Source organism: Streptomyces sp. NPDC058469 (assembly GCF_042721125.1).
In the GTDB taxonomy this organism is placed as follows: Bacteria; Actinomycetota; Actinomycetes; order Streptomycetales; family Streptomycetaceae; genus Streptomyces.
In genome coordinates this window covers 1-22,239 of the sequence record NZ_JBHXME010000002.1, presented here as the reverse complement: position 1 = coordinate 22,239, position 22,239 = coordinate 1, and the positions used below count along the sequence as shown (strand labels likewise).

Annotated in this window: 17 protein-coding genes and 1 pseudogene; 5 read left to right on the top strand and 13 right to left on the bottom strand. The window is 71.8% G+C overall.

The window, feature by feature from the left end; translation table 11 throughout:
* Positions 1-158 precede the first annotated feature (158 nt).
* A complete protein-coding gene (locus tag ACFWP5_RS01315; protein WP_384148690.1) occupies positions 159-1,925 on the bottom strand; it encodes a hypothetical protein in 1,767 nt (588 codons plus the stop codon).
* 306 nt (positions 1,926-2,231) lie between these two features.
* Here ACFWP5_RS01315 and ACFWP5_RS01310 point away from each other — a divergent pair, with 306 nt between their 5' ends.
* The 3 genes from ACFWP5_RS01310 to ACFWP5_RS01300 all read left to right on the top strand — a co-directional run bounded on the left by ACFWP5_RS01310 (position 2,232) and on the right by ACFWP5_RS01300 (position 5,297).
* Positions 2,232-3,884, top strand: a complete 1,653-nt coding sequence (locus tag ACFWP5_RS01310) for an alkaline phosphatase family protein (RefSeq protein ID WP_384148688.1) — start codon at positions 2,232-2,234, stop codon at positions 3,882-3,884.
* Positions 3,885-4,523: 639 nt separating this feature from the next.
* On the top strand, positions 4,524-4,676 hold the full coding sequence (locus tag ACFWP5_RS01305; protein WP_384148686.1) for a hypothetical protein: 153 nt from the start codon (positions 4,524-4,526) through the stop codon (positions 4,674-4,676).
* A gap of 135 nt (positions 4,677-4,811) precedes the next feature.
* Positions 4,812-5,297: a hypothetical protein gene (locus tag ACFWP5_RS01300; RefSeq protein ID WP_384148684.1), complete on the top strand. Its 486-nt coding sequence runs from the start codon at positions 4,812-4,814 to the stop codon at positions 5,295-5,297.
* A 1-nt stretch (position 5,298) separates the two neighbouring features.
* On the opposite strand, the gene ACFWP5_RS01295 is transcribed toward ACFWP5_RS01300, so the two are convergent.
* From ACFWP5_RS01295 to ACFWP5_RS01285, 3 genes are all read right to left on the bottom strand, one after another.
* Positions 5,299-6,141 (bottom strand): DUF1932 domain-containing protein, encoded by an 843-nt coding sequence (locus ACFWP5_RS01295; protein WP_384148682.1) that lies wholly within the window; start codon positions 6,139-6,141, stop codon positions 5,299-5,301.
* A gap of 342 nt (positions 6,142-6,483) precedes the next feature.
* A complete protein-coding gene (locus tag ACFWP5_RS01290; protein WP_384148679.1) occupies positions 6,484-7,899 on the bottom strand; it encodes a GAF domain-containing protein in 1,416 nt (471 codons plus the stop codon).
* A 17-nt stretch (positions 7,900-7,916) separates the two neighbouring features.
* Positions 7,917-8,957 carry a rod shape-determining protein gene (locus ACFWP5_RS01285; RefSeq protein WP_384148677.1) on the bottom strand — a complete coding sequence of 347 codons (1,041 nt, stop codon included), beginning with the start codon at positions 8,955-8,957 and terminating at the stop codon, positions 7,917-7,919.
* 308 nt (positions 8,958-9,265) lie between these two features.
* Between ACFWP5_RS01285 and ACFWP5_RS01280 the strand changes: the two genes are divergently transcribed.
* Complete coding sequence (locus ACFWP5_RS01280) at positions 9,266-12,910, top strand: S8 family serine peptidase (RefSeq protein WP_384148675.1); 3,645 nt, start codon at positions 9,266-9,268, stop codon at positions 12,908-12,910.
* Positions 12,911-12,983: 73 nt separating this feature from the next.
* On the opposite strand, the gene ACFWP5_RS01275 is transcribed toward ACFWP5_RS01280, so the two are convergent.
* The 3 genes from ACFWP5_RS01275 to ACFWP5_RS01265 are packed head-to-tail and all read right to left on the bottom strand — an operon-like array spanning position 12,984 to position 17,064.
* The gene (locus tag ACFWP5_RS01275; RefSeq protein WP_384148673.1) at positions 12,984-14,504 is read right to left on the bottom strand and encodes a carboxyl transferase domain-containing protein; all 1,521 of its coding nucleotides are present in this window, start codon (positions 14,502-14,504) and stop codon (positions 12,984-12,986) included.
* Entirely contained in the window at positions 14,497-15,945 is a 1,449-nt protein-coding gene (locus ACFWP5_RS01270) for an acyl-CoA synthetase (protein ID WP_384148671.1), read from the bottom strand. Before ACFWP5_RS01270 ends, ACFWP5_RS01275 begins: the two co-directional genes overlap by 8 nt.
* A gap of 60 nt (positions 15,946-16,005) precedes the next feature.
* Positions 16,006-17,064 carry a MerR family transcriptional regulator gene (locus ACFWP5_RS01265; protein ID WP_384149063.1) on the bottom strand — a complete coding sequence of 353 codons (1,059 nt, stop codon included), beginning with the start codon at positions 17,062-17,064 and terminating at the stop codon, positions 16,006-16,008.
* A 164-nt stretch (positions 17,065-17,228) separates the two neighbouring features.
* Here ACFWP5_RS01265 and ACFWP5_RS01260 point away from each other — a divergent pair, with 164 nt between their 5' ends.
* Positions 17,229-18,107, top strand: coding sequence for a RimK family alpha-L-glutamate ligase (locus ACFWP5_RS01260; RefSeq protein ID WP_384148669.1), 879 nt, complete (start codon positions 17,229-17,231; stop codon positions 18,105-18,107).
* Here ACFWP5_RS01260 and ACFWP5_RS01255 read toward each other — a convergent pair.
* The 6 genes and pseudogenes from ACFWP5_RS01255 to ACFWP5_RS01230 form a co-directional block, all read right to left on the bottom strand.
* On the bottom strand, positions 18,097-18,687 hold the full coding sequence (locus ACFWP5_RS01255) for a hypothetical protein (protein WP_384148667.1): 591 nt from the start codon (positions 18,685-18,687) through the stop codon (positions 18,097-18,099). The two genes, ACFWP5_RS01260 and ACFWP5_RS01255, sit on opposite strands and share 11 nt — an antisense overlap.
* Positions 18,575-19,540 (bottom strand): FkbM family methyltransferase, encoded by a 966-nt coding sequence (locus ACFWP5_RS01250; RefSeq protein ID WP_384148665.1) that lies wholly within the window; start codon positions 19,538-19,540, stop codon positions 18,575-18,577. Before ACFWP5_RS01250 ends, ACFWP5_RS01255 begins: the two co-directional genes overlap by 113 nt.
* Complete coding sequence (locus tag ACFWP5_RS01245; protein ID WP_019060261.1) at positions 19,537-19,746, bottom strand: Trm112 family protein; 210 nt, start codon at positions 19,744-19,746, stop codon at positions 19,537-19,539. Before ACFWP5_RS01245 ends, ACFWP5_RS01250 begins: the two co-directional genes overlap by 4 nt.
* On the bottom strand, positions 19,743-20,648 hold the full coding sequence (locus ACFWP5_RS01240) for a hypothetical protein (protein WP_384149061.1): 906 nt from the start codon (positions 20,646-20,648) through the stop codon (positions 19,743-19,745). Before ACFWP5_RS01240 ends, ACFWP5_RS01245 begins: the two co-directional genes overlap by 4 nt.
* Positions 20,649-20,670: 22 nt before the next feature.
* Positions 20,671-21,444, bottom strand: coding sequence for a class I SAM-dependent methyltransferase (locus ACFWP5_RS01235; protein ID WP_384148663.1), 774 nt, complete (start codon positions 21,442-21,444; stop codon positions 20,671-20,673).
* Positions 21,441-22,239: pseudogene (locus tag ACFWP5_RS01230) on the bottom strand (condensation protein); the annotation flags it as partial. The pseudogene ACFWP5_RS01230 and the gene ACFWP5_RS01235, both read right to left, overlap by 4 nt.

Sequence of the window (22,239 nt, the reverse complement as noted above, 5' to 3'; positions counted from 1 at the left end):
CGCGTATGCCACAAGGCGCTCGTCCCCTTCAAGGGGACGAGCGCCTTCTCGGCACCTCCGGGCAGGCGCCGTGCCGTGGTGACGTGGTCATGGCCCAGGCAGGCCGCGAGTGGATCGCCGATCACCCTCCGGCGCCGAGATCCATGTACGGCTGCCGGTCAGTTGCCGGGCGGCTGCGCGGTGACCTCGATGCGGGCGCTGCTGATCGTCATGGGAGTGCCGGTGACGGCGATGAGGTACATGCGCTGATGCCCGCCGGGCAGCGCGTGGTGACCGCCGGCCGGCCGTACGACGTATACGGCCGTGCTGTGCGGGGCGAGAGCGGTGGGGCCGCTGGTGATGGTCCACCAGTTGGAGGCGCCCTGGCCGACGCGGCTGGCGAAGTGCGGGGTGAGGGTGGTGCCGGTGGTGTTGGCCGCCCGTACCGTCACGGCGGTGACGGCGGGGTGGGACCGGCCGCTGAAGCGGGCGGTGAGCGCCATACGCAGCGGAGGCGGGCTGGAGGCGGCGATTCCGGCGCAGATCACGGCAGGCGTGACGAGTGCAGCGGCGAGGATGGCCTTGGCTCGGTGGCCTGTGAGGCGGGGGATCCGGGGCTGCCAGGCGGAGGCCAGGGAGGAGGTGGGGACGGTCGCCGCGGCGGCCAGCCACAGCGGGGTCATCATCAGGAAGTAGCCGTCCTGGGAACGTGTGGCGAGGTAGAAGGACAGCCAGGGCAGGACGGTCAGTGCCGCTCCCAGGCGGCGGGCGAACAGCAGGGTCGCGGCGAGCAGGCCGACGAGGAGCAGCTCGCTGGCGTAGGAGTAGTAGTCGAGGCGGCTGCTGCCGTCGGTGAAGTAGTAGGAGATGCCCATCAGGCCCTGGCCGTGCAGGATCGCCTTCTGGGTGAGGGGCAGCAGCAGTCCGTGCAGCCAGGCGGAGAAGCCCTGGGCGGCGAAGTAGGCGTTGATGCCCGCCCATGTCAGTGCGGCGACTCCCGCGAAACGGGCCAGCACGGCCGCCGCGGGGCGGCCCCCGAGTTCGCCGCGCCGTACCGCGTACAGGCCGATCAGCAGGAAGGGGGCGAAGAACCAGGCCAGTTGCTGGGCGGCGCAGGCGGCACCCAGGCACACGGCCCGCAGCACCCCGCTCCGGCCCAGGCGTCCGCCCGCTCCGGTGGTCGGCCAGTAGACCGTCACCGGGATCAGCAGGGCCAGGGCGACGATCGCCGGGTAGCCGGAGCGGGCGTAGCCGGGGAGGATGCCGAATCCGAGGCACACGGCGGTCGCCGCCGACCGCCAGGGAGCGGGCAGCAGTAGCCACAGCGTGACCGTTCCGGCGATCAGCGCCCCCGTGGTGACCAGGGTGGCGGCCGCCGAAGTGGGCAGGAGGGCGTGGACCGGTGCGGCGAGCAGGGCCGTCAGCGGTGGATAGCCGTACGTGTAGTCCGCCGAGCCGGACATCGTCTTGGTCAGGCCGGAGTTGGACGTGCCGAACAGCCAGGGCCAGGGCTGTCCGTAGATGGGGCGCCCGTGCGCGATCTCGTTCGCGGCCTGCGCGGTCAGTACGCCCTCGTCGGTGCCGATGTGCGTCAGCCAGTAACCGCAGACCACCAGGGCCACCGCCAGGACGAGAACTCCGGCGTCCACCCGCACCAGGGCCCGTCGACTTCGTACGGTCAGTGCGAGCACCCCGCACACGAGGATCCCGGCGTAACAGACGGAGATGACCGCGGCGACGGGCGGATGGGAGAGCATCGCCCGGGTCCAGGCCGAGCGGGTGCCTATGAACAGGCTGATCGTGCCGATCAGCGTCATGCCCCGGTGCCACTGCTGGGGGTTGTCCGCGTCGCCGGAAGCCCGCGGCCGGCCGGCGGCGGGCGGGCGTGTGTAGCCCCACCGCACTCCCCAGTCGACGGTATGGGCGGCCGTATCAACCTTCTCCATACTCGGCTACTACATCACGTAGAGGAAAGAGGGGCACTCCAGGTTCGTCCGAATGAGGTGAGAGCGTCATAAGAAAGTGGCCCGGTGTTCAGGAGCGGCAGGCTCCATCACGCGCGCGACGCCATCGCGGAGGACCTTGCGGCCAGTCCTCTCCTTCTTGGGTTTCTTGGGTAAAACCAGGTCTGCTTGGCGAAGACCCGACCACTCATTCCGGGTGTGTTCACACACGAGCCGTTTCCGGTACACAGGGCGCGACTCTGCTGGGTCCGGCACCCGCAGCCCGCTCGAACACCCGGGAGAGTCCAGATGTCCAGACGTCACGTCAGGCCCGCCGCCATCGTCGCCGCCGCCGGAGTCCTGGCCGGGCTGACCGCCGCCCAGCCCTCCGCGTCCGCCGCCGCCTCCCGTCCTCGGGCCGCAGCCAGGCACGTCCTGCTGATCTCCGTCGACGGGCTGCACCAGTCGGATCTGGCCTGGTACACCGCCAGACACCCGAAGTCCGCGCTGGCCCGACTGGTCGGCGGCGGCGTGGAGTACACCCACGCCAGGACCACCACGCCGTCCGACTCCTTCCCCGGCATGGTCGCGCAGGCGACCGGCGGCAGCCCCGGCACCACGGGCATCTACTACGACGACACCTACAACGCCGCGCTTCTCCCGGCGGGAACCACCAGCTGCAAGGGCGTCAAGCCCGGGGTCGAGGTGGACCTCACCGAGGATCTCGACACCGACCAGGCCTCCATCGACGCCGGTCAGGGCCTCGCTGGCCTGCCGGACAGCATCCTGTCGATGACGGGCCACCCGGCGAGCCTGATCAACGCGTCGAAGCTGCCCGTCGACCCGAAGACCTGCGAGCCGGTGTACCCGCACTCCTACCTCAAGGTGAACACGATCTTCGAGGTGGCCCGCCAGGCGGGTCTGCGTACCGCGTGGTCGGACAAGCACGCCGCCTACGAGATCCTCAACGGCCCCTCGGGCACCGGCGTCCAGGACCTGTTCACCCCGGAGATCAACAGCGACGCCCTCGGCTACGCCGCCGGCAACGACTGGACCACGGACAACAAGGCCACCGAGCAGTACGACGGCTACAAGGTCAAGGCCGTCCTCAACGAGATCGACGGCTACGACCACAGCCGCACCCGCAAGGTCGGCACCCCGGCGATCTTCGGCCTCAACTTCCAGTCGGTCTCCACCGCGCAGAAGCTGCCCACCTCGGACGGCCTCACCGGCGGCTACACCGCCAAGAACGTCCCCGGCCCGCTGCTGGTGAAGAACCTGGACTTCGTCAACACGGAGATCGGCGCCCTGACCGCCGAGATCGGCAAGCGGCACCTTTCCGGCAGCACCACCGTCATCCTCTCCGCCAAGCACGGCCAGTCGCCCACCGACCCCGCCGCGCTCACCCGCGTCGACGACGGCCCGCTGCTGGACGGCCTCAACGCCGCCTGGAAGAAGCTCCACCCGGCCGCCGCCGACCTGGTGACGCACGCGGTGGACGACGACGCCATGCTGCTCTGGCTCTCCGACCGCTCCGCGGCCGCCACCGCCTTCGCCAAGAAGTACCTGCTCGCGCAGAGCGGCACCGGCACCGACATCAACGCCAAGCCCAAGGCCTACACCAGCAGCGGCCTCAGCAAGGTCTACGCCGGCCAGGCCGCGGCCGACTACTTCCACGTCAGGGCCGGCGACGCCCGGGTCCCGGACCTCCTCGGTGTCGCGCGGTACGGCGTCGTCTACACCGGCGGCACCAAGAAGATCGCCGAGCACGGCGGCGGCCACTCCGACGACCTCGACGTCCCCCTCGTCGTGTCCGGCGCCTCCGTTCCTGACGGGGTACGCGACTCCGCGACCGTGCAGACCAAGCAGATCGCACCGACGATCCTGAGCCTGCTCGGTCTCAACCCTCGCTCCCTGCAGGCCGTGCGCGAGGAACACACCACCGTGCTGCCGGCCGGCTGACGGCTCGGCCCCCCGGCCGACCGGAACCCGGCCCGACCTGGACGACTACGACAATCGGCGTAACCCCCCACCAACCCCGCGACCGACGGTTCCATGGCGGTCGCAGGGGGGCAACTCCCTTCCATCGATGCCCAATTGGCTCGGCTGTCCGGGGGATTGCTGGTGGGTGGGAAGACATGGACGTATCCCAATGGGGCGGTTGTCCGGGTGGCTGATTCCCAAGCGCCACGGCCTCCGCAGCCCGAGGGGAAACCCGTCCCGGCAGGTACAGGTACAGGTACAGGTGCCAGCGGGAGCGGGAGCGGTGGTGGGCGTCGGCGGAAGCGGAAGGCGGCGCGGCGGTCTCAGGTCGCGCAGTCCGCGCAGCGTCAGGCGCGACAGCGTGCGGTCGAGGCCGCGCGGGAAGCGGCGCGCAATGGGGTGGGCCGTGGAGCGGTCCGTGAGGTGGTGGCCGGAGGCGGCTCGTCGGACCTACTGGGCAGTTCGGGGCGGCGAGGCGTCGATCGGTCCTCCTGCGAGGTTGCCGCGTCGGACTCGGTGCCCCGGCCCAGGATTCGGCAGATTGCGCTCCGGCCGCCCGGCCCGGGGCCGCTCCACGAGCGGGAACGCGAGCGCTACGGCGATGAGTACGCGGACCCCATGAAGCTCCTTCTGGCGAAGCTCTCCAGCGGGCAGCACACAGCGGCCGCCGGTGAGCGGTCCGGGCGTGGGGATCGGGATCCGGTGGAGGAGGAGTGGCGGGCCCATGACCGGAGTGGCCCGTACGGGCAGGAGCGGCGTCGGCGGAACTGAGTCCCGGGCCGGTGTCGGGTGGCTGGTCGCGGGCCAGGAGGTGCCGGTCGTGCGGCTTGCCCTGTCTCGGACGTCACCGGTGTCGGGAAGTCCGGCCGCTTGAACGGCCGCCGCGCCACCCCCGTACCCCCTGTCGTGACCCACCAGACACAGCAGTCATCATCCCGAGGCCACGCCTCCCGCCTGCGCCGCGGTGCCGCGCTCGCCCTGCTCCCGCTGGCCGTCGCGTGTGGCGGCGGTGAGGGCGACGACGCCGCGGACCGTAAGCGGGCGGGGGCGGCGCGGACCGCCGTGACCGCCGCGCCCGAGGCCGGTGTTGTGGCGCCCGCCAAGGTCGAGGTGATCGCCGGGCTGACCGGTTGTACCGCCGAGATCCGGGTCGACGCCGACGAGTTGCGTGAAGGTGTGTGCCGTACAGGGCAGGGGGAGTACCGGATCACCACCTTCCCCGAGGAGCGGTTCAAGGCGACCTGGCTCGACAGCGCTGCCGTGTACGGCGGCAAGTATCTCGTCGGTACGCGTTGGGTCGTCAGTGCGCCGCCCGAGTTGCTGGAGGGGTTCCGGTCCCGGCTCGGCGGGGCCGTGCAGGAGCTGCGCGGTGTTGGACCCGTGGCGCCCTGAGTCAGTCCTCCGTCCGGAGGTGGGCCAGTACTTCCTCCAGTGGCAGGTCGAACCGGTCCTTGTCCCCCGTCCATTGGCGCAGCACCGTCGCCGCGCCCTCCGCCACGGCCGGCGGCAGTCCCGCCGTGCGCAGGGTGGCCGCGATCTCCTCCAACTCCGGTGCCCAGCGCCAGGCTCGGGCGGCGACGCTGGGCAGCTGGTCGGTCTCGGCGAGGATGTTGGACGTCAACGAGCCTGCTTCGCGGGCGAGTTCGGCGGCCACACCGTGGTGCGCGGCCAGGGCGTGCGATACGGCGGCCAGGACGCGAGCGGACTTCTGGTACGACGCGTACGCCATCTTCAGCGCCGACGCGGCACCGATCTCGGCGTCCAGAGGGCGGACCACCACCTGCGTGTCCTCGAACGCCCTTGCCACGTCCGCGACTTGGCTTCCGTCGCCGCTCAGGTACAGGCGCGGGGCGCTGCCCGGGCCGGGCGGGCCGCCGACGATCGCGCCGTCGAGCATCGGTACGCCGCGCTCCGCGCACGCCGCCGCGATACGCCTCGTGCGGTCCGGGCTGATCGCGTTGGCCTCGACGTACACGCCTCGGAACGGGTGGGTGAGGACCTCGTGCGCCACGTCCTCCGCCGCGTGCGGTGGGCAGACCGACAGGACGAAGTCGCTTGCGGCCAGGGCGGATTCGAGGGAGGCGGCCGCCTCCAGGCCTGCCTCGCGGGCCCGTTGGAGGCTGGCGGGGCTTCGGCCCGTCGGGACGTACAGCACTCGGGTACCCGTACGGGTCGCCTCGCCGCCTACTTTCGCGCCCATGGCGCCGGGGTGCAGAAGCGTGAACGTGGTGGTCATACGCCTTACCGTACGGACGTCTCAGGGGCGGTCTCCTCCCCTGGGAGTAGGCCGCCGCTCCCGACTCCCTCTGGGGAGGCAGACCAAGTGCCTCCGCAAGGGCGATGTTCTTGAGCATCGCGAGGACGAGTGTGGGGCATAGGAGAGGGGCATAGGAGATATGAGCCTCGGGAGGGCGCCATGAACCGACAGATCCGCGTTCGCGTCAGTCGCCGGCCCATCACGCCTCGCGACGACACCATCGACCGCAGGACGCCCTCGGGGCGACTCCTGCCGTACTGAAACCCGTAAAGGCCCGGACCGAACCCGTAAAAAGGCCGGACCGAACCCGTACGGGCCCGGCTACAGGGGCGACTGCCAGCTCACCGTCGTGCCGTCAGTCCCTCCGTCAGTCCCTCCGTCGTCGTACACCCTCAGTCGTACGGCGTCCCTGCCGTCCGGCAGGGGTGTCGTCGTGTCGATCGTGATCTCCAGGCGGGAGACACCGGCGCGGTGGGACGCGGTGGTTAGGGCGCGGCGGAGGGCAACAAGGAGTTGGGTCGCCACCTGGTCGGGGACGAGGGTGTCCACCGGGCCCTTGAAGTGGGTGGAGGGTGGGAAGCCCAGGAGCGCGGAGGCGCCCGCTGCCTCTCGAAGTACCTTGCCGCGTAGGGTGGTTGGGGCTTCGGCCGGGGGCTGTTGCAGGGCGAAGATCGCCGTGCGGACCTCCTGGATGGTCGACTGGAGTTCGTCCACCGCGCGGCCGAGGAGCCCGTGGGCCTGGTCCGTCTCCTCGGTTCTGCGCTGCGTGGACTCCAGCATCATGCCCGTGGCGAACAGGCGTTGGACGACCAGGTCGTGCAGGTCGCGGGCGATGCGGTCGCGGTCCTCGTAGACCGCGAGGCGTTCGCGGCTGTGCTGCGCGTCGGCCAGGACCAGGGCGAGGGCGGCCTGCGACGCGAACTGCGTTGCCAGCAGGCGTTCTACGGCCGTGTAGGGGCGGTCGCCCGGGCGGCGCGGGAGGGCGAGGGTGCCGATGAGACGGCCGTCCGCCTGGAGGGGGAGCATCATGCTCGGGCCGAACCGGTGCCGTACATGCGTCGTCATGCGGGGGTCGGTCGCCGAGTCGTCGATGAACACCGGTTCGCCGCCCAGGAGTTGTACGAGGACGGGGCTGCCGGGCTCGATGGTCGTACCGACGATGTCGCCCGGGTCCTCGTGGGCGGACGCGGTGACGATCTCCATGCCGCCGGCTGCCGTGGGCTGAAGGATCACGCCCGCAGCCGCGTCGGCCAGGGCCCGGGCGCCCTCCGCCACCGTCACCAGTGCGTCGGCCGCCCTCTCGCCGGTGAGCAGCGCGGTGGTGACGGCCGCCGCGCCCTCGATCCAGCGTTCGCGCTGCCGGGCCGTCTCGTACAGGCGGGCGTTGCCGATCGCGATGCCGGCCTGGGCGGCGAGGACGTGCAGGAGCTGCTCGTCCTCGGCGGTGAAGGGGGCGTCGTGCCGCTTGCCGGCGAGGTGGAGGTGGCCGAACACCTCGTCGTGGACGTGGATCGGCACGCTGAGCACCCCCGCGGGCGGCGGCTCGGCTCCGCCGGTACGGATCTCGGTGAGGCCGTCCTGCCCGGGGTCCGTGGTCCCGAGCGCCGCGTACCGTGCGCCGGTCAGTTCGGCCGCGCCGTCCACGATGTGCTGGAGCGTGGTGCGCAGTTCGAGCTCGGAACCGACGCTCAGGACGGCTTCGAGGAGGCGGGAGAGGTCCGGGACGCCGTCACCCACCTCGGCCGGGTCGGGGCTCAGGTGGTGGCCAGCGGGTCCAGGACCAGCGGCTCGATCTTGCCCTCCAGCATGTAACCCAGGCCCTGTACGGCGCACACGTCCGGCCGCTCGGCGATGTGCACCGGCATACCGGTCGCCGCGCGCAGCATCTGGTCGAAGCCGGGGAGCAGCGCGCTGCCGCCGACCATCATGATCCCGCGGTCGGCGAGGTCGGCCACCAGGTCGGGCGGGCAGTTGCGCAGCACCCGGCCGATGCCGTCGAGCACGGCGGTCAGCGGGGTCTCGATCGCGTCCCGTACGGCCGCGGTGTCGACCCGTACGGAACGGGCGAGGCCGCTCGCCACGTCCCGGCCGTGGATCTCGGTGGTGGACGGGCCGTGCGGGGTGAGACCGTTGCCCGAGAGGGCGAGCTGCAGCGGGCGTACGGACTGGCTGGGGAGCATCAACTCGTGCTCGTGGCGCAGGTGTTGCACGATCGCGTGGTCCACGGCCTCGCCGCCCACCGGGATGCGTTCGGCGGTGACGATGGAGCCGAGGGAGAGCACGGCGACCTGGGTCGCGGCGGCCCCGCACACCATGATCATGGTGGCCTCGGGCCGCTCGACGGGGAGCCCGCAGCCCACCGCGGCGGCGATCAGCGTGTCGACCAGTTCCACGCGGCGCGCCCCGAGCCCGACCAGCGTCTCGATCGCGGCCCGCTGCGCCAGCGGATCGGCGTCGTGCGGGGTGCAGGCCGCGGCCCGCAGCCGGGGCTTGCGGCGCAGGGCGCGGCGGACCTTGTCGCCGATCAGATGCCGCAGCATGCGCTGCGCCATCTCGATGTCGACGACGGTTCCGCCGGACACGGGCCGGACCACGCGGATGTAGTCGGGCGTACGGCCCGTCATCTTCTCCGCGAACTCTCCTACGGCGATCAGCGCGCCGGTCCGCGTGTTCACGGCGGCGGCGGACGGCTGGTCGACGACGAGCCCGGCACCCTTGACGTAGACACGGGTGCGGGCCGCTCCCAGGTCGACGGCGAAATGGCAGCGTCGCAACTGCTCCAGACTGACGGTCATGGCAGGTTCTCCCGAGAGCGGACCGGGGCTTCGCCGGGTGGCGGGCCTCTTTCGCATCGTGCGGGGGTGGGGGAGTGGGCGCGCCTTGTGGTGGGCCGGGCGGGGTGCGGCTAAATGGGGGTATTTGTCCGCAATGCCCTAGTTAAAGAAGAAGTAAGGGGCAAAGGGGGACGTCTTCGTGACGCCGTGTTGGCGGGAAGCCGCCAGGGCGTCAATCCGCCAGCCCCGCTCAACTCCCCTGCACCACAAGGCACACGACACTCTTCGCAGCACTCGACGACTCGACGGTTCGACGAAGAGGGGCGTGCATGAGCAGAGGACCAGTCAGACGCGGGGCGGTGCTGCTGTCGGCCGGGCTCGTGGTCGCGTTGTCGCCGGCCGTACAGACACACGCGGCCACCGCCACCCCCGCCACGAACACCATCCCCGCCACGAACACCACCCCCACCCCCACCGCGAACGCGACCCGCACCGTCACCCTCGTCACCGGCGACAAAGTCACCGTCACCGACCTCGCGGGCGGCCGGAAGACCGTGAGCGTCGAGCGCCCCCGGGGCGCCACCGGCGCCGTCCGCACACAGATGGCGAACGGCGACATCAGCGTCGTACCGGACGAGGCTCTCCCCTATCTGCGGGCGGGCGCCCTGGACCGTCGGCTCTTCGACGTGAGCGAGCTGATACGGCAGGGGCTCGCCGATCGGAAGACCGACGAGCTGCCGCTGATCGTGACGTACGACAAGGGGGCGCCGACCGCGACCCCGCGCGGCGCCGAGCGGACGCGGACGCTCGCCAGTGTGCGCGGGGCCGCCGTCGACGCGGACAAGGGGCGCGGGTTCTGGCGGGCGTTCACCCGGCAGGACGGGGTGCGGAAGGTCTGGCTGGACGGGCGGGTCAGCGCCGACATGGCGGCGAGCAACGCGCAGATCGGTACGGCGCACGCGTGGGAGGCCGGGCTGACCGGCAAGGGGGTCACAGTCGCCGTACTGGACACGGGAGTTGACCTCTCGCATCCCGACCTCGCCCAACGGGTCTCCGTCACCAAGAGCTTCATCGACGGCGAGGACGTCGCCGACCGCAACGGACACGGCACCCACGTCACCTCCACCGTCGGCGGCAGCGGTGCCGCATCCGGCGGGCAGGAGAAGGGAGTTGCCCCGGACGCCACCCTCGCCGTGGGCAAGGTGCTCAGCGACCAGGGGTCCGGGAGCGAGTCGCAGATCATCGCCGGGATGGAGTGGGCCGCGCGGGACGTGCACGCCAAGGTCGTGTCCATGAGCCTCGGTTCGACCGAACCCAGCGACGGCACCGACCCCATGGCGCAGGCCGTGAACACCCTCTCCCAGGAGACCGGCGCCCTCTTCGTCATCGCCGCCGGCAACACCGGCACCCCCTCGTCCATCGGTTCACCCGGCGCCGCCGACTCCGCGCTCACCGTCGGCGCCGTCGACGCGAACGACCAGGCCGCCTACTTCACCAGCGCCGGGCCGCGCTACGGCGACAACGCGCTCAAGCCCGACCTCTCCGCACCCGGCGTCGACATCCTCGCCGCCCGCTCCCAACTCGTCGACGGCAGCGGGTACTACACCTCCATGAGCGGTACGTCGATGGCGACGCCGCACGTCGCGGGGGTGGCCGCGCTGCTCGCCCAGGAGCATCCCGACTGGACCGGCGCGGAGATCAAGGACGCGCTGATGTCGACGAGCAAGCAACTCGACTCGTCTGTCTATGAGTTGGGTGCCGGGCGGGTGAGCGTGCCCGATGCCGTCGACGCCCATGTCACCGCCACCGGTAGCGCCGACCTCGGCTTCTACAGCTGGCCGTACGACGGCAACAAGCCGGTCACCAGGACCCTCACCTACGCCAACTCGTCCTCCGACGACGTCCAGTTGAGCCTGGCCGTCCAGGGTGCCCCGGCCGGTGTCGCCACCCTCGCCGACTCCACCCTCACCGTGCCCGCGCACGGCACCGCCTCCACTACCGTGACAGGCGACGGTTCGAAGGCCGAGGTCGGTAACACCAGCGGGCAGGTCGTCGCCTCCGTCGCCGGAACTCCCGTCGCGCACACGGCGTTGGGGCTGGTCAAGGAAGAAGAGCGGTACACGCTCACCGTCCACGTGAAGGACCGGGACGGGGCTGCCACGGCCGCCGACCTGGTGGTGCAGCGGCTGGCCCAGGGCTACGACCCCTACCCGGTAGCTGTCGGAGACTCCGGGACGCTCAAACTCCGCCTCCAGCCCGGGACTTACGGCCTGACCTCCTTCCTCGACGTGCGCGGCAGCCACGGCGCCGACTCGCTCGGGCTCGGTTTTCTCGCGGCGCCGCAGATCACCCTCGACCGGGACCGCGAGGTCACCCTCGACGGGCGGCGACTCAGAGAGGTCAGCGCCGAGGTTCAACAGCGCACAGAGACACGACAGTTGGTCATGGAGTACGACCGGAACGCGAACGGCTCCGATCTCTTCGACGCCGTTCAGGTGCCGGTGATGTACGACAGTGTCTTCGCCGCCCCGACCGACAAGGTCACCCAGGGCGGCTTCGAGTACCGGACCGTGTGGCGGCTCGGCAAACCGCTGTTGGAGGTCAAGGGGGTCGGTGAGGCCGTTGTCCAGCCGGGTGGCACGTTGACCGAGGGGCACAGCCGGCTGCCGTTGGTGGACGTCGGGGACGGTCCCGTCACCGGTGTCGTCCGGGGGCGCGCGGTGCTCGCCCATCTCGCCGACGGCGCCGATCCGGTCGCGCTCGCGCAGGCCGCCCAAGACGCCGGCGCCAAGGCGTTGTTCGTGACGGACGACGCGGCCGGGCGGCTCAACGCCTGGTGGGGAGCGGACGACGGTTCCGACCGCACACTTCAGATCGCCTCGGTGAATGCCGCCGACGCGGCACGGCTGCGGGCGGCGAAGAGGGTCGACATGACCGGGACGCGCAACACGCCCTACACGTACGACCTTTCGGCCGGACACCAAGGGGCGATCCCGGACGCCGATCTGACCTACGCGCCCAGCCGTCGTCAACTCGCCGTCCTGGACACGAAGTTCCACGCGGTGAAGCCGGTGAGCGGCGGGGAGTTCCGCTACTCGATCACCGACGCCTTTCCCCTCGGGCTCGGCTTCCTGGAGCGGATCGACTACCCGGCCGTGCGGACCGACTACGTGTCGACCGGTCCCGGGCAGCGCTGGTCGGAGTCCGTGACGGTCGGGGACGGCACGCTGGAGGAGCGCAGCGGGCTGGTCCAGTACACGGGCGGAGCGCGTCGCACCCTCGACTGGTTCAAGCCCGTATGGCATCCGTGGCTCGGCACCGGACTCGGGTGGGGGCAGCAACGGTCCGGCAACCAGCTGCAGTTCAACACTCCCGGCTGGGGTGACTCCGGGCCCGACCACACCGGATTCGGCGATGTGTGGAGCGAGGGCAGCGGCATGACGCAGACCACCGAGGTGTACCGGGACGGCACCCTGGTCGACCGGCGGACCAGCTCCGGCGCCTACGACTGGGACGCCCCCGCCGACGAACACACCTACAAGGTCGTCACCGACACCGCCCTCGACCCCGACCGCTGGGAACTCTCCACCCGGGGCCACGCCGAGTGGACCTTCAAGTCGGCGGCCACGCCCGCCGATCGGTGGACCTTCCTGCCCCTCCTCAACCTCGCCTTCGACATCGACACCGACCTCGCGGGCGATGTGCGGGGCGGCGGCCGGGTACCGGTCGGGATCAGCGCCTCGTACGTGGTGGGCGCGCCGGACACCGGGGCGATCGTCGGCGGCACGCTCCAAGTGTCGTACGACGACGGGAAGTCGTGGCGGTCGGTGCAACTCGGCGGGGCGGGTGCGAAGTGGCACGGGACGCTGACCGTGCCGCGCGGCGCTCAGTACATCTCGCTGCGGGCCTCCGCGAGGGACGACCAGGGGGGTTCGGTCCGACAGGAGATCGTCCGGGCGGTGGGAGTTCGGTAGGTCAGCCGGCGTCCGGTAATTCAGACGGGCGGCGCCGTCTCCTTGGGAGGGGAGACGGCGCCGTCGTTCACGTTCATTCGGGTCGTGTCGTCGTCCGGATCACGCCCAGTTCCGCCAAGTCCTGTGGACGGATGTGGAGTTGGTCAGCCGTCGACTCCGTCTCCTCCGGTGGCCGTTTCAGGATCGCGGCCGCCGACTCCGGCGCGATCACCGAGAAGTAGCTGTCCGGTGTGGCCCAGGTGTTGCCGGGGGCGGCCAGCGCCAGTGCGCCGCCGGAGCCGCCCTCGCCGATCAGCAGGGTGGTGAGCGGGGTGCGGGCGGAGGCCACCGCGCCGAACAGGTCGGCGATCGCGGCGCCCGCTCCCTGCCGTTCCGCCTCGGCGTCGTTCGCCGCGCCCGGGGTGTCCACCAGCGTCAGCACCGGGATGCCGAGCCGGTCCGCGAGCCGGATCAGGCGGGCGGCGGTGCGATAGCCGGCGGGACGGGTCGCCGTCCCGGCCTGCGCGGCGTAGGCGATCGTCCGGCCCTCGTGCTCGCCGAAGCCGCACAACATGCCCGCGTCGGTGCCGCCGCACCGGTCGCCGCTGATCGCGAGCCGGTGAGTGAAGTAGGCATCCAAGTAGCTTGCCGCGCGCGGGCGTTGGGGGGAACGGGCGCGCTGCACGGCTTCCCAGCCGGTCGCCGGGAGGTCGGCCGCGACGCGCTGCACGGCCTCTTGCGCGGCCGCCGGTGGGCCGGCCGGCGTGTGCCGGGTCGACCGGGCGCGCTGCTCTGCGTCCAGCCCGGTCCCCGGGAGGTCGGCCTCGGCGTGCCGGGCCGATCCGGAGTTCTGCACCGCGTCTCGCGCGGTCGCCGCTGGGCCGGCCGAGGTGTGCCGAGTCGACCGGTCGAGCGCCGCTGGCACCGGTGCCTGTCCGGCCCACGGTGTGGTCAGCAGCCGCAGCCACCTCCCCAGGGTCTCCTTCAGCTCCTCCGGTCGTACGACCGCGTCGGCCGCGCCCGCCGTCACCTGGGCCTCGGCCGTGTACGCCGTCGGGTCCGCGTCCGGTGGTCGGACGCGGGAGCCCGCGAAGCCGACCTGGGCGCCGGGCAGCGCCATGATCACATCGGCGCCCGCGCCGAGCGTGGCCCAGCCGCCGCCCGTGGTCGGGTCGCGCAGTACCGCGATCTGCGGCAGGCCGGCCTCCCGGGTGAGCACCGACTGGCGTGCCACGCGCTGGAGTTGGGTGAGGGCGATCATGCCCTCCTGCATCCGGCTGCCACCGGTGGCGACCAACGCCACGACCGGCAGCCGGTGTTCACGGGCGTACGTGTACGCCGCTTCAAGACGGTCCCCGGTGCGTTCGCCGAGCGAGCCGCCGAGGAAGCCGAACTCGAAGGCGATCAGCACCGCTTGCGTGCCCGCGACCGTCGCCGTGCCGCAGATCACCGACTCCGACTCGCCGGTGCGGTCGGCGGCGCGGGCGCGCGAGGCGTCGTAGCCCTGCCAGGCGAGGGGGCCGTCGGGCTTGGACTCCCGTGCCGGGTACGGGAGTTCGTCAAAGGCGTCCGCGATGAGGGCGAGCGTCTCGCGCGCGGACAGGCGTTCAGTCACGAGTCAGGGCCCGCTTCAGGATCTTCCCCATGTCGTTGCGGGGGAGTGCGGCGATGTGGTGGACGACGCGAGGGCGCTTGTGCGGGGCGAGGCGGCTCGCCACATGATTGGCCAACTCATCGAGTCCTGGCGGGGATTGGGGGTCCGTCGGCACGATCCAGGCCACGACCCGTTCGCCCAGGTCGGGGTCCGGTTCGCCGGTGACGGCGGCCTCCCGTACCCCGGGGTGTTCGAGGAGGGCGTTCTCGATCTCGCCCGCGCCGATCTTGTAACCCCCGCTCTTGATCAGGTCGGTGGCCTTGCGGCCGACGATCCTGACGTAGCCGTCGGGGTCGCGCACGGCCATGTCGCCGGTGCGGAACCAGCCGTCGGCGGTGAAGGCGGCGGCCGTGGCGTCGGGCCGGTTGAGGTACTCGGTGAAGAGGTTCGGGCCGCGCACCTGGATCTCGCCCACACTCTCGCCGTCGTACTCCGGGAGAGGGGTGCCGTCCTCCTCGACCAGCCGCAGTTCCACGCCGGGCAGCGGGATGCCCACGGTTCCGGCGCGCGGCTCGCCGTCTGCCCGGACACTGGTGTTCATCAGGGTCTCCGTCATGCCGTAGCGCTCGATCACGCGGCGGCCGGTCGCCGATGTGATGCGTTCGTGGTCGTGGACCGGGAGCGCGGCCGAGCCGGAGACCAACAGGCGTGCCCGGCCGAGGGACTTGGCGAGTTCGGGGTCGTCGGGGAGGGTCTCGGCGATGCGGTGGTACATCGTCGGGACGCCGAACAGCATCGTCGCGCCGTCGTTCAACTCCCGTGCCACGCCCTCCGTGCTGAACCTGCCGAGGTGCCGCACCGAGCCGCCGCGCCGCAGCGGGCCCAGGATGCCCAGCACCAGTCCGTGCACATGGAACAGCGGCAGCCCGTGCACGAGGACGTCCTCGCCGGTCCACTGCCAGGCGTCGGCGAGCGCGTCCAGCGTCGCGGCGATCGCCCGGCGCGGGATGACCGCGCCCTTGGGCGGGCCGGTGGTGCCGGAGGTGTAGACGACGAGGGCGGGGTCCTCGTCGGAGCCGGACGACCGCTCCCCGGCGACCGGGCCCACCGCGCGCAAGTCGACGTCGACGCGCTCCAAGTGCCGTAGCGGAGAAGGAAGTTCGTCGCCCGGTGCGGCCAGGATCAGGGTCGGTGTGCTGTCCGTGAGGATGTGGCCGAGTTCTTTCTCGCCCGACTTCGGGTTGAGGGGGACGGCCGCAACCCCCGCCTGCAGTACGGCGATCACCGCGACGGCCGCCTCCAGCGAGGAGGTGGCCCACACGGCGACCCGGCCGGCACCAATGCACCGGGCCGCGAGGGCGTCCGCCGCCGCGCCCAGCTCCGCGTACGTCAGGGACCGGTCACCGAACCTGAGAGCAGGCTGGTCGCCAGGGTTCGTCAGGGCCGGGAAGAGGGTGGACACGCGGCGCACTCCTTAACCGTCGGGGGCAACGGTCCCCGGACGTCGGGGACACCCCCGTTCCTACACCACGTCCGCCACCACACAGCTGATGTTGTCCGGACCCCCGGCCTCGTTCGCCGCGTCGACCAGGGACCGTACGGCCTCCTCCGGGTCCGGGTTCGCGGTGAGGAGTTCGCGGATCCGGTGCTCCGGGACGACCGCGGTCAGGCCGTCCGAGCACAGGAGGTAGCGGTCGCCGCGGCGGGTGTCGTGGAGTTTCAGGTCGGGGGCGGCGGTCGTCAACGCCTTGAGGAGCATGGCGCGTTGAGGGTGGGAGCCGGCCTCCTCCGGCGTCAGCCGACCCTCGTCGATCAGCGACTGGACGACCGAGTGGTCGTGGGTGATCCGGAAGAGCCCGCCGTCGCGCAGCAGATACGCGCGCGAGTCCCCGATGTGCACGAGCGCCAGCTTCGAGCCCGTCCACAGCAGCGCGGTCAGGGTCGTGCCGTTCTCGCCGGGATCGGCCACGTCACGGACCGCGTCGGTGGCGCCCCGTACCGCCTCCTCCAGGAGGTTGAGCACATTGCCCGCCGGCACCTCCTCGGTGTCCAGGAAACGCAGCGCCTCCACCGCCGCGCCGCTCGCGGGCGCACCCGCCGGGCCGAACCCGTCGGCGACCGCGAGCAGCCGGGTGCCCGCGTACGCGGTGTCCTGGTTGGAGGGGCGGACCAGGCCGCGGTCCGAGTGGGCGGCGTAACGCAGTTCCAGCATGGTGGTGTCCTTTCCCGGTGCGGCCGACACGGCCGCGAGATGGTCGACGAGGAACCCGGCGAGATCCCGCCGCACGGCCGTCTCCGCCTCGACCCGGGCCCAGAAGGCGCGGATCTCGCGGGTGGCGGCGGCCGGTTCGAGGGCGCACACCTCGCGGATCCCGGCCAGCGGCATGCCCAGCCGCCGCAGCCACGCGACCAGCCGCGCCCGCTCCAGCTGTGCCACCGCGTAGTACCGGTATCCGCTGTCGGGGTCCACGCGCGCCGGCCGCAGCAGCTCCAGCTCGTCGTACAGCCGCAGCGCCTTCGGCGACAGCCTGCACGCCCGCGCGAAGGCCCCGATGGTCAGCATGTTTCCCGTTCCGCCCATGTGCGCCTCGACCTCTTTCGGTTCCGTCACCGATGCTGGGGCTTCACCAAAGGGGAAGGTCAATCCGGTTGCCTCGGTTGCGGGAGCCGTGGTTAACCTGCGGAAACGATCTACCGCCGAACGATCCACCGCCGCTCTACCGCCGTACGAAGCTGGAGGCTCCCGTGCCCCGTATCGCGCTCGCCACCTACGACCCCGGACCCAAGCCCAGCAAGGACCGTGACCTTCCGGTGCTGGTGGAGGCGTTGCGGGCGGCCGGGGCCGAGGCCGTCGGGGTGCCGTGGGACGACCCGGGGACCGACTGGAGCGCGTACGACCTCGTCGTCATCCGTTCCACCTGGGACTACAGCTGGCGGCCGGCCGAGTTCGTGGCGTGGGCCGAGCGGACCGCGAAGGTGACGCGGCTCGCGAACCCGGTGCGGGTCGTGCGGTGGAACACCGACAAGCGGTACCTCGGCGACCTCGCGACGGCCGGCGTGCCCGTCGTACCGACCCGCTATCTCGCCCCCGGTGACCCGGCCGACCTCCCCGACGACCACGAGTACGTCGTCAAGCCGACCGCCGGCGCGGGCGCGCGCTTCGCCGCCCGCTACACGCCCGACGAGCACGAGACGGCCGTACGACAGCTGGAGCGCATGCATGCGGAGGGGCTCACCGCGATGGTGCAGCCGTATCTGACGAACGTGGACGTCAGCGGGGAGCGGGCGTTGCTGTTCTTCGGGGGGCGGTTCGTACACGCCTCGCGGAAGGGGGCCGTGCTGGCGCGGGGGACGGCGTACGACGACGACAAGGTGTCCCACCCGGACCTGGAGCCGTGGACGGCGACCGAGGCCGAACTCTCCGTCGCCGAACGGGCGTTGGCCACCGTACCGGACGCTCCGGAGCTGCTGTACGCGCGCGTGGACCTCGTGGACGGGCCGGACGGGAAGCCCTGTGTGATGGAGCTGGAACTCGTCGAGCCGAACCTCTTCCTCGATCTGCATCCGGGGTCGTCGCTGGCCGTGGTGGTCGAGGCGATTCTGGGGGCGGCCGCTAGTCGCTGACCGCCGTTCGTTGGAGGAGGCCCCAGGTGAACTCGGCCGCGCATCGGTGGCGTACGCCCTGGGTGTCCGGGGCGGTGAAGGCGAGGCCCCAGCGGGTGGGGGCCGTGCCCTCCAGGGGGCGGGCCGGGGCGAAGGCGCGGGCCGCCTCGTCGACCGTGCAGGACCAGGGGGTCAGGTCGTCGAGGGTGTGGAGGGGCGGGCCTTCGGCACCCGGGGCGCGGACCAGCCATTCGTTCCACACGGCGCCGTTCGGAGCGGTGAGCACCTCGAAGCGGAGGTCGGGCCAGAGGTGGAGGGGCCACTGCCGGGCTTCGCAGTCCAGGTCGCCGATCTTGCGGGCGGCCGTCGACTCGGGGGTGCCGAGGATCGAGCGGTACCGGGAGGCGGCGGCCCGGCCGCGCGGGGAGTGCAGCATGGCCTGCCAACGCTTGTTGGCCTCGCGCATGTCGGCGATCGAGGCGCCCAGCTCATGACGGGCGTTCTCGACCAGGTCCGGGTTGTGGTCCGCCATGCGGCGCAGCAGGACCAGCTGGAAGTCGAGGGGGCTGAAGGGGCGGGCGGGGCGTTTCGCTTCGGGCATGCGATCCATCGTCGCGCACGGCACTGACACCGGGGGCCCGGCCGTCGGGGAGGAACAGGACCGAGTTGACGTAACGGGGGCCGCGGGCGAAGGGCAGGACGCGGCGCAGCAGGCCCTGGGAGACGACGTACGAGGTGCGGGCCTGGTGCTCCTCCAGGGGGAAGGTCGCGAGCCGGACCCAGTCGGTGTCCGGGAGGACCCAGCCCTCGTAGCCGAGCAGCGACAGGTACGTCACCACCGGTGCGATCGGCTGGATGCGGGACTCCAGTTCGACGAAGAGCGCGGGGCGGTCGCGGGTGAGGAGGCCGGTCGCGCCGTGCAGGACGGCCAGTTCGTTGCCGTCCACGTCGATCTTGATGAAGCCGACGTCACGGAGGTTCAGGCCGTCGAGTGTGACGCAGGGGACGTGTACGGCTCGGGCGTGGATGTCCCGGCGGACCAGGGAGGACACACCCCGGTCGCCCTCGTCGTCCGGCGGCAGCCAGAGACGGGCGGTGCCGGGGCGGTCGGAGGCGGCGGCGGGGATCACCCGGCCGTGCGCGGGGGCGGCCGAGGCGAGCAGGCGCGCCAGGTGGGGGACGGGTTCTACGGTCACCACCTCGCGCGCGTGTCTCCACAGGCGGTGCGTCCAGGGGCCGTACCAGCCGCCCACGTCGACCGCCGTGCCGCAGCCGGGCGGCAACAGGTCGCCCAGGCGGGCCAGTTCGGGTTCGAAGCGGGGGTAGACGGCGCGGGCGGTGGCGGCGACCAGGCGGGTGGGGAGGAGGGGCGCGAGACGGGCGGTGAGGGTGCGGGGAACGGAGGTGTGGGACGTCGGGGTGCGGGGCTTGGAGGCGCGGGGCTTGGAGGTCATGGGGCCATCCGTTTGAGGAGTTCCAAGTGCTCGGCGTCGTCGGTCACTTGCTCTCCGGACGAGGGCAGCAGTTGCGGGATGCCGTCGACGATGGGGTAACGGCGGCGCAGGCGCGGGTTGTAGAGGGCGTCCGTGGGGAGCAGGTGCAGCGGGCCCTTGTCGAGTGGGCAGGCCAGGATCTTCAGCAGCGGGTCGTCCGGGTTCATGGGGGCGTCAACTCCTTCGCCTCGACCGGTGGTTGAGGCGCGTTGTCGTGCTTCGGCATGGTCAGCAGGACCACGACCGCCAGGGCCGTGCCCCCGATCCGCAGGGCCAGGCGCAGCGGGTCGTGCGGCAGGGCCTCGCCGAACGCGAGCGTGCCGAGCACCGCCGTGAACAGACTGGTCACCGTCGTACAGACCGGCACGATCAGCGAGGCCCGGCAACGCTGCAGCGCCGCCTGGGACATGACCAGGCCGAACGCGCCCGTGAACAGCAGGAGATACGGGTACGGGGACCGGAGCAGCCCAACTACCGCCCCGCCCAGGTCACTTGTCGTCAGATAACTCGACACCCCCTTGATGGCGAGCGAGCTGACCCCGTACAACAGGCCCACCGCCACGCCGTATTCGACGCCCGTGGTGGGCAGCCGGTGCCGGTGGCCCGCGCTGCGCTCGGTGGACCGGTACAGCCAGACACCGGCCGCCAGCGAGGGCACGCAGACCAACAGGATCAGCGGGTAGGGCGCGTTGCGGCTGACGTGGTCCGAGCCCTCCTTCAGCGACAGCACCACCATCAGCAGGGCGACGAGGATCGCGCCGAGCGCGTACCGTTCGCGGCCGCTGGTCTCCTCGCCGAGCATGCGCGCGGACAGCAGCACGAGCAGGACCAGGCCGGACACGAAGATGCCCTGCGCGGCGGCGATCGGCAGCGTCCGGTACACGGCGAGCTGCGCGCCGAACCCGGAGGCGAGCGCGAGGGACCCCCCGATCCACAGCGGGCTGCCCAGCACCAGCCGCAGCAGCCTCACCGGTTGACGGACCGTCACCTCGGGCAGGGCCACGAGCGCCCGTTTCTCCAGGACGAAGCCGGTGCTGTACAGGACGTTCGCCAACAGGGCCGCCGCCACTCCCCACCACACGACCGCGCCCCTACGTCTTCCGCGCGTGCAGCAGCAGGATCGACGCCAACGGCGGTCTGGCGCAGGCCAGTCGGTCGAGGGGGCGGAGTGCTCGTGGTACGCCGTGGAAGGGAGCGCCCTTGAGTCCTACGACCTCGAAGCCGGCCGCCGTCACGAACTCCCTGAGCGCACGCGGGGTGTAGAGCCGCAGATGTCCTACGACCTCCTTGCCCGGGCGGCCGTGGATCGCGCGCAGGCTCACCTCCGAGAACACGGGCTGGACGCCGACGAGCAGCAGGGCGCGGTTGTACCAGGCGGCCAAGTTCGGTGTGGACAGCATGAGATGGCCTCCCGGGCGCAGGACGCGGCGGATCTCGGCGAGGGCGGTGTCCGGGTCGACGAGGTGCTCGATCACCTCGCTGAACAGGACGGCGTCGGCGGAGGCTGTGTGGAGTGGCAGTGCGGTGAGTTCGCCTCGGACCGTGTACGGGAGGTGGGTGCGGGCGCGGGTGAGGGCGTCCTGGGACCAGTCGACGCCGATGATGCGGTGGCCGGTGAGGAGGGGGCTCGCGGTGGCCGCGGCCGTCGCGTCGCCGCAGCCGATGTCGAGGATCGTGCGGGGGTGTTCGGTGGCCGGGGCCGGGCCGAGGGCGGTGGCGAGGACGCGGGCCTGACGGAGCGTGCGGGAGGGGCCGGAGGCGACGGGGACGGCGGGGTTCTCGTAGAAGTCGCGGAGGTCGTCGTGTGCCGGGGGGTGTGCCGGGGGCGGGGGGTGGCGTGGGTTCGGGGTCGTGCTGGTCGTCATGTGGGGTGCTCCTCCGTCGTGTGCAGGTAGTGCTCGAAGAGGTCGCGGAGGTGGGCGCCGTCGCCGGGGCCGAGGAGGGCGCTGGACCAGCGGAGGGCGACGTGCAGCTTGCCCGCGGTGGACGCTGTCGTCACGGTGAGGCCGCGGGGCATGCGGGCGGGGGCGGAGAACCAGACGGCGTGCGCGCGGCCCGCGGTGTCGCCGAAGTCCAGGGTGTACGGGATACGGCCGATGTTGCTCAGGAGCGTGGTCGAGGTCCAGGGGGCGGCTGCTCTGCGTAGGCCCCGGGTGAGGGTCGCGCGCCATGCGACGGGGACGACCGGGGCGGTCAACAGGGCTGCGCCGTGGCCCAGTTGGGGGCGGGGGAGGGCTTTGAGGGCGCGGGTTCGGGTTGCCGTGCGGTGGAGCAGTTCACCCATGGTGTGGTGCCGGTCGATTTTGGTTGCCTCCGCCAACTCCTCCGGGGCGAAGGTGACTTCTACGAGTCTCGTGCCGTTGCCGATCGGCATGTCCGTGCCTCGGGGGCGGTCGTCCACGGGCATCGTGATGCGCATCGGGCGGGGGTGTGCGCCGTGTTCGCGGTTCCAGTGGGCGATCATCAGGGCCGTCGTGACCATGAGTTGGTCGTTCACCGTGTACGGGGAGCCCTTGGGGCGGTGCGGGACGGGGAGTTCGGTGAGGAGGAGGCCGTTGCCGGGGGTGGGGGCGGGGGCGGGGGTGCCGGGGGCCACTCGGGCGGGTGGGGTGGGCGTCTCCATCAACTCCTGGACCTGGGTCCGCACCCTGATCGGCATG